This is a genomic window from Longibaculum muris (assembly GCF_004343035.1).
Lineage (GTDB): Bacteria > Bacillota_I > Bacilli_A > Erysipelotrichales > Coprobacillaceae > Longibaculum > Longibaculum muris.
The window spans coordinates 49737-64496 of the sequence record NZ_SMCQ01000008.1 but is presented as its reverse complement, the minus strand read 5'-3'; the positions used below and the strand labels follow the sequence as shown (position 1 = coordinate 64496).

Annotated in this window: 9 protein-coding genes, 1 tRNA gene and 1 pseudogene; 7 read left to right on the top strand and 4 right to left on the bottom strand. The window is 30.6% G+C overall.

Annotation, left to right across the window (positions count from 1 at the left end; all coding sequences use genetic code 11):
- The first annotated feature begins 54 nt into the window (after nt 1–54).
- Nucleotides 55–5355 carry a galactose-binding domain-containing protein gene (locus tag EDD60_RS07310; protein WP_132226345.1) on the top strand — a complete coding sequence of 1767 codons (5301 nt, stop codon included), beginning with the start codon at nt 55–57 and terminating at the stop codon, nt 5353–5355.
- Nucleotides 5356–5399: 44 nt separating this feature from the next.
- Here EDD60_RS07310 and gltX read toward each other — a convergent pair whose 3' ends face one another.
- Complete coding sequence (gltX, locus tag EDD60_RS07305; RefSeq protein ID WP_066450470.1) at nt 5400–6797, bottom strand: glutamate--tRNA ligase; 1398 nt, start codon at nt 6795–6797, stop codon at nt 5400–5402.
- A 51-nt stretch (nt 6798–6848) separates the two neighbouring features.
- On the opposite strand from gltX, the gene EDD60_RS07300 reads away from it, so the two are divergent.
- Together EDD60_RS07300 and EDD60_RS07295 are read left to right on the top strand one after the other, a co-directional pair.
- Nucleotides 6849–6924: transfer RNA gene (locus EDD60_RS07300), tRNA-Gln, on the top strand.
- Nucleotides 6925–7165: 241 nt separating this feature from the next.
- Nucleotides 7166–10207: an MBL fold metallo-hydrolase gene (locus EDD60_RS07295; protein WP_132226344.1), complete on the top strand. Its 3042-nt coding sequence runs from the start codon at nt 7166–7168 to the stop codon at nt 10205–10207.
- A 43-nt stretch (nt 10208–10250) separates the two neighbouring features.
- Here EDD60_RS07295 and EDD60_RS07290 read toward each other — a convergent pair.
- Nucleotides 10251–10673 (bottom strand): annotated as a pseudogene (locus EDD60_RS07290) (LysR family transcriptional regulator substrate-binding protein); the annotation flags it as partial.
- An 18-nt stretch (nt 10674–10691) separates the two neighbouring features.
- Complete coding sequence (locus EDD60_RS07285) at nt 10692–10943, bottom strand: LysR family transcriptional regulator (RefSeq protein WP_066450462.1); 252 nt, start codon at nt 10941–10943, stop codon at nt 10692–10694.
- A 6-nt stretch (nt 10944–10949) separates the two neighbouring features.
- Between EDD60_RS07285 and EDD60_RS16425 the strand changes: the two genes are divergently transcribed.
- Complete coding sequence (locus tag EDD60_RS16425) at nt 10950–11129, top strand: RtcB family protein (protein ID WP_066450458.1); 180 nt, start codon at nt 10950–10952, stop codon at nt 11127–11129.
- Nucleotides 11130–11138: 9 nt separating this feature from the next.
- Entirely contained in the window at nt 11139–11642 is a 504-nt protein-coding gene (locus EDD60_RS07280) for an RtcB family protein (protein WP_066450455.1), read from the top strand.
- A gap of 95 nt (nt 11643–11737) precedes the next feature.
- Here the strand turns inward: EDD60_RS07280 and EDD60_RS07275 are convergent, their stop codons facing one another.
- Nucleotides 11738–12595, bottom strand: coding sequence for a LysR family transcriptional regulator (locus EDD60_RS07275; RefSeq protein ID WP_066450452.1), 858 nt, complete (start codon nt 12593–12595; stop codon nt 11738–11740).
- Nucleotides 12596–12703: 108 nt separating this feature from the next.
- On the opposite strand from EDD60_RS07275, the gene EDD60_RS07270 reads away from it, so the two are divergent.
- Both EDD60_RS07270 and EDD60_RS07265 read left to right on the top strand, forming a co-directional pair.
- Nucleotides 12704–13468, top strand: coding sequence for an SDR family NAD(P)-dependent oxidoreductase (locus tag EDD60_RS07270; protein ID WP_066450449.1), 765 nt, complete (start codon nt 12704–12706; stop codon nt 13466–13468).
- Nucleotides 13468–14754, top strand: a complete 1287-nt coding sequence (locus EDD60_RS07265; RefSeq protein ID WP_165973137.1) for an MmgE/PrpD family protein — start codon at nt 13468–13470, stop codon at nt 14752–14754. The genes EDD60_RS07270 and EDD60_RS07265 overlap by 1 nt, the downstream gene beginning before the upstream one ends.
- Nucleotides 14755–14760 lie beyond the last annotated feature (6 nt).

The window sequence follows — 14760 nt, the reverse complement described above, 5'->3', positions numbered from 1 at the left end:
TTCATTAAAAATGTATATGTAAGGTAAGCGATTACACATATGGAGGAAAAGGATATGTTAAAAAAGACGAATAAGATTATTTTAGTTTTAACACTTATTTTAAGTCTTATTTTTGGTCAGGGAAGTGTTGTGAGGGCAACATCTCAAACTGATATGAACCTGATTAAAAGTAGATTGAAAGAGTATTTCTTAGCACTTGATACAATTGATGATGGTGCTAAAGTAGAAACATGCTATGTGAGTCAAGCTGAAGATTATCTTAAGCTTATCAATGAGGAAGGAGCTTTTGAAGATGTAGATTACAATGCTCACAACAATGCAGCTAATGGAGCCGCTTGGTCACCATATTTAGCATTGGATAGATTACAAGCAATTGCTATAGCTTACCATAAGGAAGGCAATGCTTTGTATCACAGTGAAGCAGCTAAAAATGGACTTGACAAGGCTATTAAATATTGGTCAACTCAGGGAAAACGTGATAACAAACCTGATGGACCATATTCTAAAAACTGGTGGGAAAATGAAGTTGGAGTGCAATTACGTTTTTCTCGTATTGCTTTATTCATGGATGGAATTATTAGTCAAGAAGCACAAGATATAATGCTTACTAAACTTTTAGAGAGAGAACCTGTAAAATATGGTACTGGTCAAAATGAATTATGGCGTGATCAAAACTGGGTATATCATGCATTGTTGACTAATGATGCTAAAAAGTTAAAAGAAATGGTTACTGACTATTTAGATTATTGTTTATTAACTCAAGAAGATGATGTAACAGCTGAAGCAGTACAAGTAGATAACAGTTATTATATGCATGGACGTCAATTCTATTCAAACGGATATGGAATGTCTATGTTTAGAGATATGAGTTTCTGGATTTATATGTTACGTGGAACAGAGTTTGCAATCAATCAAGAAGTTGTGACAAGAATGGGTAACTATATGCTCAATGGAACAAGCTGGACAATCAGAGGAGATATCATGGAATTATATCTTGGATATCGTCCATATAAATATGAAGTTGGATATAAGAATTATGCGGCTGAATATATTGAACCATTAAAGAGAATGATTGATTCAGACCCATTAAGAGCCAATGAATATCAGAAAGTATTAGATAACATTGAAGGAAAAACAACATCAAATGGCAAAGATGGAAACTATTACATGTGGAGATCTGGTTATGCATCTCATATGAGAGATGGCTATGGTGTCAATATCAAGATGGATTCTAAGAGTGTCATTGGTGGAGAATGGCGTGGAAGTTGGCCAGCTGGAAAAGATGAAGGACAACTTATTTACTGGACATCATCAGCTGCTTCAACAATTACAGTTGATGGTGATGAATATACAAATGTTTTCCCAACTTACGATTGGGCACATTGTCCTGGAACAACAACAGCAGCTCGTATTGTTAAGGATTATGCAAACTCAGGACGTTTTACAAACGGAACTGATCATATGATTGGTGTAACAAATGGGAAATACGGTGCTACTTCTTATGCAATGAATAAGAAAAATACCCAAGCATCGAAAGGATATTTCTTCTTTGATGATGAATTTGTTGCATTAGGTGCAGGAATTACTTCTAAAGAAAGTGTTGCGATTAATACAACATTAAATCAAAGTGAAGCAGATAATGTCATTGTAAACAATCAAAAAGTGGCAGAAGGAACAAAGAAAAAAGAATATACAACAAAGTGGTTATATAATGATAAAGTTGGTTATGTTTTCCCTAAAGAAGAAAAAGTTGTTGTAAGTAATGCATTACAAGCAGATAACCCATCATTATGGCCAGAGGATAAAAAGAAATCAACACCTGCAACTTTCACTGCGTGGTTAGATCATGGTGTGAAACCAGTAGATGCAAGTTATGCATATATTGTTGTACCTAATACAACAGCTGAAAATGTAAGTGAATATGCTAATGATATCCCAGTGACAATTGTAAGCAATACTAAAGAAATTCAAGCAGTTCGTCATGATGGATTGAAACAAACACAAATCAATTTCTATAAAGCAGGTACTTTGGAATACAAACCAGGTTATACAATTACAGTAGATCAACCTTGTAGTGTAATGATTGATGAATCAAAACAACAAAGAGAAATCACAGTAGCTGCCAATGATTATGTTGCTCATAGAACAGTTCATGTTGATTTATCTTATGATGAAGTAAATACATCAACTGTATTTACAACACGCGCATTACCATATGCGGGTCAATCTATCACTCTATCTGAAGGTGAAGATGCAAGATATGTAGCAAGCAGCTACACAGAAGGACACTCACCTAAATATGTTGTAGATGAAAATACATCAACATATTGGGAAAGTCAAGGAAACAAAGATGAATGGGTTTCTGTATTTACAGGTACAGATCAATATATCAAAGACATGAACATCTTATGGGGTGATCAATATGCAACTGAGTATGATGTTTATATTTCTCAAGATGGAGAAGATTATCAATTAATCTCATCTGTTAAAGATGGAAAAGGAAAAGAAGAAACAATTAATATTGGTAAGATTTGTCATTATGTAAAGATTGTCATGAAATCTGCTAAGGACAAACATTATCAAATTAAAGAATTAACATTTAATGAAGGAAAACTTCTTTCATTAAATCAACCAACTACGACAAGTTCTATTTCTAATGTTGATTCATCACTTGTTGGAAGTTTAGCAGTAGATGGTGATACTTCTACAAGATGGGCATCAAAACGTGATTCAAATGATGAATGGATTAGTATTGATTTAGGAAAAGAATCAAATATGAATGCAGTTGTCATTAATTGGGAAGCTGCATGTTCAGATAATTATCAGATTGAAGTTTCATCTGATAATAAAAATTGGAAAACAGTCAAATCTTCATTAAAAACTGATCAAACTCTAACTGATGAAATTAATTTTGATGAAGCAGTGACAGGACGCTATATTAAAGTCCATTCACTTAAATCAAGAATTGTTAGTGGAAAGAACTATGGAATTAATATCTTTGAAATCAAGGTTTACGGTACAGCATCTAATATTGCTTTAAATAAACCTGCAAAAGCACGCAGCGAATATAGCAGTTCCCTATCAGCAAAAAATGCCTTTGATGGAAGTGTAGAAAAAACGAACAGTTTCCAATCAAGATGGGCATCAGATCGTAAACATAATGATGATTGGATTTATGTTGATTTACAAGCATCTTATGAAATTAGTAATATTGTCTTGAACTGGGAAGATGCATATGCTAAAGAATATAAACTCCAAGTATCAGAAGATGGAGAAAACTGGACAGATATCACACATGTGACTGAAGGTAAAGCTGGAATTACTGAATTTAATTATGAAGAACCAACTACTGGTAGATATGTAAGAATGTTGGGAGTAGAACCAGTAAATAAATTTGGATATTCAATATGGGAATTTGAAGTTTATGGAGCACTTGTAGGAGAACAAAGTGAACCAGAACCAGAAGAAATTAATATTGCTTTAAATAAACCTTCAAAAGCAAGTTCAGAATATATTGATGGAGGTAAACAATATTATTCATCATTAGCTTTTGATGGATCATCAGCAACAATTAATGGAAAACAATCAAGATGGGTATCTAATCGTGATTATTCAAATGATGAATGGATTTATGTGGATTTGGAAGATACTTATGATATTTCAAAGATTGTCTTAAATTGGGAAGGAGACAGTAAACACGAGTATAAGATTCTTGTTTCTGATGATCAAGAAACATGGCAAGAAGTTATCCATCGAACAGATGGAATAGGTATTCAAGAAATTAAGCTAGATGAATTAATCACTGGAAGATATGTTAAGATGCAAGGTGTTAAAGTTGGCGCTAAGTATGGATATTCTTTATGGGAATTTGAAGTCTATGGTGAATTAACAGAAAAACCTAATACAACAAATATTGCTTTAAACAAACCTTCAAAAGCAAGCTCTGAATTTATTGATCCAAAAGATGGAAATAAACAATATTATTCATCATTAGCCTTTGATGGAAATACTGATAAAATTAATGATCAACAATCAAGATGGGTATCTAATCGTAAATCAAATGACGAGTGGATTTATGTTGATTTACAAGATAATTACTATATTTCAAAGATTGTGTTAAATTGGGAAGGAGCATGTGGTAAGGAATATAAGCTTCAAGTTTCTAATGATGGGGAAAACTGGACTGATATCACACATGTAACAAATGGATCAGCAGGTATTAAAGAATTTAAGTATGAAGCTGACACTATTGGTAGATATGTAAGAATGTTAGGAATTCAACCAGTAGGAGAATTTGGATATTCTTTATGGGAATTCGAAGTTTATGGTGTGTCTTTAAAAGGTGACTTAAAAGCATACTATGATGAAAATAAAAATATCGATACAAGTCTTTATACATCAGCAAGTGTTTCTAAATATCAAGAAGCATTAGAAAATGTAATTGCAGTTTATAAAAATAAAAAAGCAACTCCAGAAGAAATTCTTGATGCTAAGAAACAATTGAAAAATGCAATTGAAAGTTTAGTTAAAAAAGCAGACAAGAAAGCTTTAGAAGAAGCTATCAATAAAGCACAAGAAGTAGATAAAGAATTATACATCCAAGATACAGTAAAAGAATTAGAAAAAGTATTAGAAGATGTAAAAGCAATCTATGAAGATGAAACTGCAACACAAAAACAAGTTGATAAAGCTGTAGAAGACTTAAATGCAGCTATCAAAGCATTAGTTAAGAAAGCTGATAAGAAAGCTTTAGAAGAAGCTATCAATAAAGCACAAGAAGTAGATAAAGAATTATACATCCAAGATACAGTTAAGGAATTAGAAAAAGTATTAGAAGATGTAAAAGCAATCTATGTAGATGAAAATGCAACACAAAAACAAGTTGATAAAGCTGTAGAAGACTTAAATGCAGCCATCAAAGCATTAGTCAAGAAAGCTGATAAGAAAGCTTTAGAAAAAGCTATTCAAGAAGCAAAAGCGATTGATACAAAATTATATACAGATGAAACAGTAGAAGTATTGACTGCAGTATTAAAAGAAGCAGAAGAAATCTATAAAGATGAAACTGCAACACAAGAAACAGTAGATGCAATTGTAAAGAAATTACAAGAAGCAGTAGAAAAATTAGAAGAAAAAGAAGTGGATATTGTTGTAACACCAGATAAACCAGACGAAAACAAACCAGATGAAAATAAACCTGGAGAACCTGAACAAAACAACAATCAACCAACAACAGAAGAAAAAGTAGAAACATCAGACAATACACAATATCAAATGTATATAGGATTATTAGGTATATCAATGTGTGCTATGGCATTACTTATCAACAAGAAAAAGAAAAATCAAGTGAAATAACAAAAAGAGGAATGGTCGTATAAATTATACTTCCATTCCTTTTGTTATTGTTGTAAATCAATAATTGCTTGATCAATTCTTCTCAATGTTTCTTCTTTACCTAAGATATGAGCAATTTCAACTGCTCCCCCAGGAGTAAATGACTTATTTGTTAAAGCAACACGAACTGGCCACATAATACGACCATTCTTTAATTCTTTTTCCTTAGCAAGATTAACAAAGAAATCACTCATTGCTTCATCATTATCAAATTCATTAAAGTTTTCAATTCTTTCTCTAACAAGTAATAATGCTTCTAAAGAATTTTCTGGATTTGTTTTCATTTTTTTATGTGTATAAATACTAGCATCAAATGGATGTGGTTCATTAATAAAATCAATACTTTCTTCAACATCAGATAACTTTTCTAATCTTGGTTGTAAAACTCTTGATAATTCTAATAAATCAACATCTCTAGTAATAGATTGATAATAAGGTAACAACAATTCATGGAATTGTTCTAAAGACATATTTCTTAAATAAACACCATTCATCCATTTTAACTTATCAATATCAAAAATAGCAGGTGATTTAGATATATGAGCAATATTAAACTGTTGAATTAAATCATCTAAAGATAAAATTTCTTCATCTTCTGGAGACCAACCAAGTAAAGCAATATAATTTAAAATAGCTTCTTTTAAATAACCTTGTTTCTTTAAATCCTGATAAGAAGCATCTCCATTACGTTTACTTAACTTATGGGTTTCATCTTTATTAACAGGTGGTAAATGAATATAAGTAGGAATTTGCCAATCAAAAGCATTATAAATTAAATTATATTTAGGGGTACTTGATAAATATTCATTTCCTCTTACAACATGAGTAATATTCATCAAATGATCATCAATAACATTTGCAAAGTTATATGTAGGATAACCATCACTTTTAATTAAGATACCTTCATTTAATGTTTGATTTTCTACTTCAATATGTCCATAAACTTCATCATCAAAAGAAGTTGTTCCAGTTGTTGGAATTGTTTGTCTAATAACATGCAGAATACCTTCGTTTAACTTTTCTTGAATTTCTTCTTGTGATAAATGAATACATGGATCTTCGCCTTCTAATTCACCTTCACAAAAACAATAGTGAGCACCACCTAATTCTATTAATTTTTGAGCATATTCATGATAAATAGGTAATCTTTGAGATTGAATGTATGGTCCTACACCACCATCTTTATCAGGACCTTCATCATAATAGAGACCAGTTTCTTCCATCACTTGATAGATTAAGTCAATAGCTCCCTCAACTTCTCTTTGTTGGTCAGTATCTTCAATTCTTAAAATGAAGTCACCACCATCATGTTTAGCAATCAAATAACAATACAAAGCAGTTCTTAAATTTCCAATATGCATATAGCCAGTTGGACTAGGTGCAAAACGTGTTCTGATTTTCATATACTTCTCCTTTACTTCTTGAAAAAAAGGTTCTATAATATAGTAGATGATTGGGGTATAGCCAAGCGGTAAGGCATCAGACTCTGAATCTGACATTTCCTCGGTTCGAATCCAAGTACCCCAGCCAGATAGAAACCTAACCACGAAAGTGGTTTTTTTATTTTATTTATTGATTCTATCATATTTATTGAATATTTCAACAAACATATTTTTCTTCTTAATAAAAATATACTAATGTCTCAAAAAATGAGACATATTTTTTTATCTGATATTTGTTTCAAAAGACGTTGTTCATTTATTTTTACAAAATATCAAAGCGCTTACAATAATGGTAAAATAAGTGTAGTTACAGTAAGGGAGGAAAAAATATGAAAAAAGATTTTGTTAAAACAATCGCAAAAGCTTTTGTTGCAACTGCACTAACATTGTCTTACATACCTATGAACAGTGTTCATGCTATCGAGACATCAAACATTAAAATTAGCGCAGTAAGTGATGTAAGTTGGTGTGGAGAAATTCCAGGTTTTGGAACTTATCCACAAAGAGCATTATCTTCAATTACTTTAGAGTATGACGAAGATGTTAATGGTAAAAATTTGAAGAAAGAGGACTTTGTTATACAAGATATCTTATATCCAAATGAAAAAATAGAAGTTGAAGATATCGACGTGAATGGTAATAAAATCGTTTTAGATGTTGATACACATTCTGCTGCAGGAGTCTTAACGGCTCCAGGTGGAAATTTTAGAAGATATGTTAGTGAGTTTAAAGTGAAACAAATGGTAGATATTGTTGCTACAAATGGTAATATCTTGAGTTCAAAGGATACAGAAAAAACTTTTAATCAGGATAACATTCGTAATATTGCTTCTGATGAGTTTAAAGATTTGAAATTAGATAGTCAAACATCAGATAATAAAATTTATGTAAAATATTATTTACCAGAAAATTATTCGAAAAATAAAAAATATCCTATGGTTGTTCATTGTACAGGAGGAGGACAACAATATCGAACAAATACACCTGACGAGAGATTATATGGAAAAGATAATTTTGGGGTGGAATTAGATATTGATTTAACACCAAAAACGTTTTCTACTAACGCACCTGAAGATACGATTATGGTGACGATTCAATGTTTAGGTGAAAACCAACCAAATAAATATAATCCTGGCAAAGACATTGATCAAACTGTTCAATATTTTATTGATCATTATGCAGTTGATACAAATAGAGTTTATGCAGTAGGTAACTCACAAGGTGGAGTATTTATGTCATCAGCTGTTTATCAAGCACCTCAACTATTTACTGCTTATCTACCATGTAATACATCAATTGTATCTGGTGATAAATCAAGTGAAGATAAAGAAGCGTACAAAACAATGGTGGAATACTGTCAAACATATGTTGATAATGATATTTCTATTTGGTTCCATAGAGGTGAAAATGATTTTACTGGTCCTTATACAGAAGTGACAATTCCTTATGATGTACTTGTTAAAATGTATAAAGATAAAGGATATAGTCAATTAGATATTAATAAAAAAGTAAAACAAACCAAATATTCTGATGATGATTTTAAAACAGTAGGATCTACTTATTATCATGGTGCAACAGGATTAATGTGTTTAAATAAAGATGCTATTGATTGGGTTTATAAACAAACAAAAGATGATAGTGTTCAATTAACAGCAAGTTATGATAAAGCTATTAATGAAGTTATTATTCCTAGATATGAAAAAGATGGAACAAAAACAAACCAAAAAGTCTCTGAATTATTAAAAGCTCATTTAAATACAAAGGATTTAATGGCAACTAAAGATAGTAAAGAAAAAGCATTAACAGTTGATATTCAATTAAAAGATGTTTATTTAAATTCAGAATATCTAAATGGAAAATCAGAAGCAGGTATGAGTTATTATAATATGCTTAACTTCTATACAAATGTAAAACAAGTGAAACAATTATTAGATGCTAATCCTGGATATAGTGTGATTGATAGTCAAAAGAATAAACTTGATAAAGTATATATTGATGAGTTATTAGGATTATTAGATCAAATTAATGATATGGATCCAAAAACAAATTTAAAATATGATATGGATTCTGTTTATGATTCAAAAGTATTTAATCAAGAAACGACTCGTGGTGGAACAGATGTTATTGCAACAAGTCAAGAAGGAAATGTATCATTGAAATTCCATATTGATTCTCATGGATGGTGGGGATATGATTTAGGGGCTGATGATTCTATTACATCATTAGTCATGGGATTTGATCAAAAGGCTATTGATGCAGATAGAGCAGAACGTGAAAGTCCAATTACAAAACAATATGGAAACTTCTTTGTGATTGAAATGGAGAATGCTGGTAAAGGAAAATGGTACATGTTAAATGGTACTGATTTGGAGAATCCAATTATCTATGTAAGTAGCGATGGAAAAGAAGCATTTATGATTGATGTTGATTTCTATGGTGAAAATGTGATTAATCAAGTGATTAAGAGTGTGATTGGTGATAAATGTGAATCATTAAAGATTTTCTTAACACATAATCATGGTGATCATGTGAACAATTTAGCTCAGATTGCTAAGGATGAAAGGTTAAAAGAAATAACAACACTTGTTTGGCCAGAAAATGAGCCACATACAAAATTAAATGGAGTTGATTTAGTAGAGTTATTTGATTATACAACAATCAAAGATATGCAAACAATAATTGTTGCGGATAATACTTTCCAATTTATTGAAATTCCTGATGAACATACACCAGGAGGAGGGCAATTGGCTGATTTAACAAATAAAGTTCTTTATAGTGGTGATACATTGGGAGCACAAGTGCATTTAGGTGGTGGAACTGTCATGATGTCAAAGATTGATAGTTGGTTAAATGGTGCTTTAAAGTCTGCAAAATATATTGAAGAAAATGATATTCGTTATAATATTGGTGGACATACACCATATTTGAATAATCCACAATTTGCATCTTGGGTTGCTAAAGCTATTCAATATGGTAAAGAACAATTAGCTAGTGATCCAGCTTGGAAAGGTGGTTTGGTCATTGTTGAAAATGGTAAAATTGTTGATTCAACAAGAATGGGTGAAATTTTTGCTAAAGGATTATCAGATAGAGATGAATTAAATATTGCATCAATTAATTTCATCAATGATCTTGATCATAAAGAAGATTCTGATGACAATCAAGTACCAGATAGCAATGATAATCAAACACCTAATAACAATGATAACCAAACTCCAAATAATAATGATAAGAAACCAATTGTTGATAATCAACAAACAACAGTTGTAAAAACAGAAGATCAAAGCTTATTAGCTGGATTTGCTTTAACAGCATTAATGGCTTTCGTCGTAGGTGTTGTAGTCTATAAAAAAAGAAAAGAAAATGAATAAATAAAAAAGGCTATATCAAATGCATAAACTATTTTTGCATAATCTATTTTGATATAGCTTTTCTATTTTTTAAAATGGATTCAAAGTGTGAAATCAGTTGATTATAACGATTCTTATGATACATCATATAAATATCGCGACCTTGAGTTGGTTTTAATGGAATGATAGAAACATAAGAACGGATATTTTGTTGAATGACAAATTCATGGACAATTGCTTCTCCTAGATTACAAGAAACTTGTAGAAGTGCCCCTTCTAATTCAATATTTGGCTGATTATCTTTTTCTTGTCTGATATCATAAATCAGATTTTTTAAATCATCAGCACAGATGCTTTGTTTAGAAGCTAGTGGATGTTCTTTATAGACCACAGCAACTAATGGGAATTTTCTCATAAAGACTTTTGTAAAGTCAGGAGTATCTAAAGCATCTATACTTAAAATGATATCTAATTCACCAGACAATAATAATGATTCTAAAGTTTTTCATGTATATCCACCTAATTCTAATTGAATATGAGGATACTTTTGATGAAATTCAGTTATAAACTCTCTTAATAATTCAAAATCAAAATCTTTTAAAAAACCAATTTTTAATGTTCCTCTTTCTCCTCTTTGAAAAGCTTCTAGATGTTGATAAGAAAGTTCAACTTGTTTTAATATATTTTGAGCCCCATAATAAAAGAGTTGACCTGCTTGAGTTAATGAAACATGTTTTTTATCTCTTTGAAAAAGCAATTATGGATGGAAACAGAGGCAATAAGACAACTTGAAAATATTGAAAAATATCTAGGCGTTGTTGATTGTGTTGGTTTACCAGATTTACATCCAGCTAAAACACCAGTAGGAACAACCATTGTTACTAAGAATGTCATTTATCCAAGTTTGATAGGAAATGATATTGGTTGTGGGATTGCTTTATAAGATACTGATGTGAAGTTAAAGAAAATTCATATTGAAAAGGTTAAAAAGAAACTTGAGGGAAGTTGTATTTGTGGTGAAAATTCTATTGGTCAAGGAAATCATTTTGTTGAGATGACGCAAATTGATAAGCTTTATCAAGATATTGAATTAGACAAGAATCATTTGTATTTATTGATTCATTCTGGTTCAAGACAAATCGGTGAAGCTATTTATCAAAAATATAGGGGTTATCAAAATTTACAAGTAGGTACAAAAAAATTTGATGATTATTTATTGGGTCATCAACATGCTGTTGAGTTTGCTTATACAAATAGAAAGCAGCTTGCCAATATCTTTATGAACTTATTACAAATGAAATATTATAATCATCTTATTATCGATTGTGTACACAATACCTTAGAAATAATAGATAATTATTATTATCATCATAAGGGAAGTATTTCAACATTGATAAATCAATATGCAATTATTGCTGGTTCAAGAGGAAGTTATTCATATCTTGTGAAATGTTAAGGAGATCCTTTTAGTTTATAGAATATAGGAAAATAGAATTATGTTATTTAATAATAAAGCCCCATAACTATATAATTATAGCTATGAGGTTTTTATTAGTAATCATAATAATTCTCTATTTTATTGATGAGTTTTGCATATTTATTTTTATCGCTTTTTAGTATTGATAGATAGAATGATACTCTTGCTTCATCGTTAGAGAAAGGAATAGTAACTTTATCTTTTATTTCTCCTTCTCGCTTGATAGAAAGATTAGATGTAAATGAAGGAAGTGAAGATGATTTTACTATTTCTGTAAATGCTTGACGATCTTCTTGTACTAAGAACTTAGTCTTGGGCATAGTGCGTTTATGTAGCTCTGCCCAAAAACCAATATTAGAATAAAGAAGCATAGTTTCATTTTCTAAATCTTCAAAAGATATCATATCTTTATTATGAAGTGGGTGATTTTTAGGAACCGATAAATATATTTCTTCATCTAAATAATGTGTACATATAATATCAGAATCATTAACTTCAAAAGGAGTGATAATTAGATTTGCATTTTTATTCTTTAATGCTTTTACTAATTCTTGTTTATCTTGTATTAAAGAGATAAAGCTCAACTCACCATATAAAGATTTCATGATGGGTTCTATATCCCAAATAGGAGCTGGAGTGCAAGAAGCAATAGTAACTGATTTAAATGATAAATCATGATCTTGAACATCTTTTTTCATCTTTTCAACTCTATTAAGGATATCTTTTGCACGTTTAACAGCCAATTCACCATTTTTATTGAGTACAACTTTATTCTTGTAGTGATCAAATAGTTGAACATTAAAGTCTTCTTCTAACCTTTGCATTGAACGACTTAACGCAGGCTGAGAGATTAATAGTTCTTGTGCTGCATTAGAAATAGTCTTTTTTTCAGCAATACATACTAATTGTTCTAATTGATATAATTCAATCATATTGATACCTCCACTATGTGTTTATATTATAGCACAATTCTATATTGGTATTGTACTTTTATCAAATAAGTTTCTATAATTGTGGTGTATATTAGAGGAGGAAACATTATGAGATTAGATGGAAAGATTGCTTTAATTACTGGTGGAGGAACAGGTATCGGATTAGATATCGCTAAGAGATATGTAGAAGAAGGTGCCTATGTTTACATCACAGGAAGAAGAGAAAAGAAATTGCAAGAAGCAGTAGATTTAGTTGGTAAGAACATTGTCTATATAGTTGCAGATGTTACGAAGAAGGAAGATAACCAAAAAGTAGCTGACAGAATAAAAGCAGATAAAGGGCATCTAGACATTGCGATTGCAAATGCTGGTGTAGGCAATTATATAGCAATTGAAGATGTAACAGAAGAAGAATTTAATCGTGTTATGTATACAAACGTATTAGGAACATATTACTTAGCACAAGCATGTCTACCAATTATGGAAGAAGGGTCAACATTTATCTTAAATACATCTGTGACAACTTCATTAGGTTTACCTAAATTTAGTTTATATATCGCTGCTAAATCAGCAATGAAATCATTCATCCATACATGGACAAATGAATTAAGAGATAGAAAAATAAGAGTTAATGCTTTAGCTCCTGGTATTATTCCTACTGATGCAGCTGGACAAGAATTAGGGAGAGATCCTAAAGAAGAACAAAATGTTCAACAGTATCGCTCCACATTAATTCCTGCTGGAAGGGTTGGGAATGTCAAAGATACATCAAACGCAGCTGTATTTCTAGGATCTGATGAATCGAGTTATGTTAATGGGGTAGAATTACTAGTTGATGGTGGATTGGCTGCTATTTATCCGGTTAAATTATGATGAAAGATTTAGAATTAGTTATTAATGAACTCATAGAATTCATTTTATTAAATCATGTAGAAAGTATTCCTGAATATTATTATGATGTCTTTCTAAATTATTTGGGAGTAACTTACTTAGGGTCAAAGAATTCAGATATTGATGTAGTGATTAATAGTTTATTAGACGATCATAGTGGTATTTACAGTCCAATAGGTAGAAAGGAAAAGATGTCTTTAAGTGATGTTGCCTTGATAGATTGTTATGCATCAGCTATTTATGCATATGATGATATTCATTTTGAAACAACTTCTCACCCAACCGGACCAGTTATGAGTGCACTTCTAGCAATTGCAAGAACACAAAGTATTTCTTTAAAAAAAATATTAACAGCCTTATGTATTGGAATGGAAGTTGAATGTAGAATGGGAGTATTATTATTTTCAAATAACAACACTTATAAAGGTTATTATACAACAGGAATTATTGGTGGATTTGGTGTCGTTGCAGCATTAAGCTATGTATTAGAATTTAATAAAGAACAAATTTCTAATGCTCTTGGCTTAGTAAGTTGTTATGCCAGCGGGAATAGAGGTAGTCATGGATCGATGGCAGGAAGTTTTATTCCAGCTATTGCTTGTAAAAATGGATTAGATGTATGTAATCTTGTTAAACATGGGATGACTTGTTCTATCAATGCATTGATAGGAACTAATGGTTTAGTTAATCAAATTACTACTAAACCAAATGTGAATGAAGCTAGGCAAGGTTTAGGAGAAATATATATATCTATGAATACATCATGTAAACCTTATCCTTACGGCTTTATATCTTTTGCATCGATTGCTTTATTAAAACAGTTATCAATTAGTGAAATGTTTGATTCTATAGAAGTAGAAGTATTCTCATGTGTTTATGAATTAGGATGTAAAAAGGAACTTAATAATAAATATGATGCAATTGTATCATTACCTTATATACTATCACGTGTCATTGTTGTTCCTGATAATGCCTACTGTCCTATAACAGATGATATTGTAAGTGAAGAAATTACAAAGATGATGGAAAAGATTAGTATTATTGAAAATCAAACATTAAATGATGATGAAGTTTATATGACAATCAATAAGAAAAGACATCATTTAAAAGATGCTCCAGGCTCTATTAATAATCCTATGAGTCATAACGATATATTGAATAAATTCAAAGTCATAACAAACATTCAAATATCCAATCAAATAATTTATAAAATATATAATGAAGATATAAATGACATATATGCTTTTATTAAAGAATATATGTCATAATGAAAA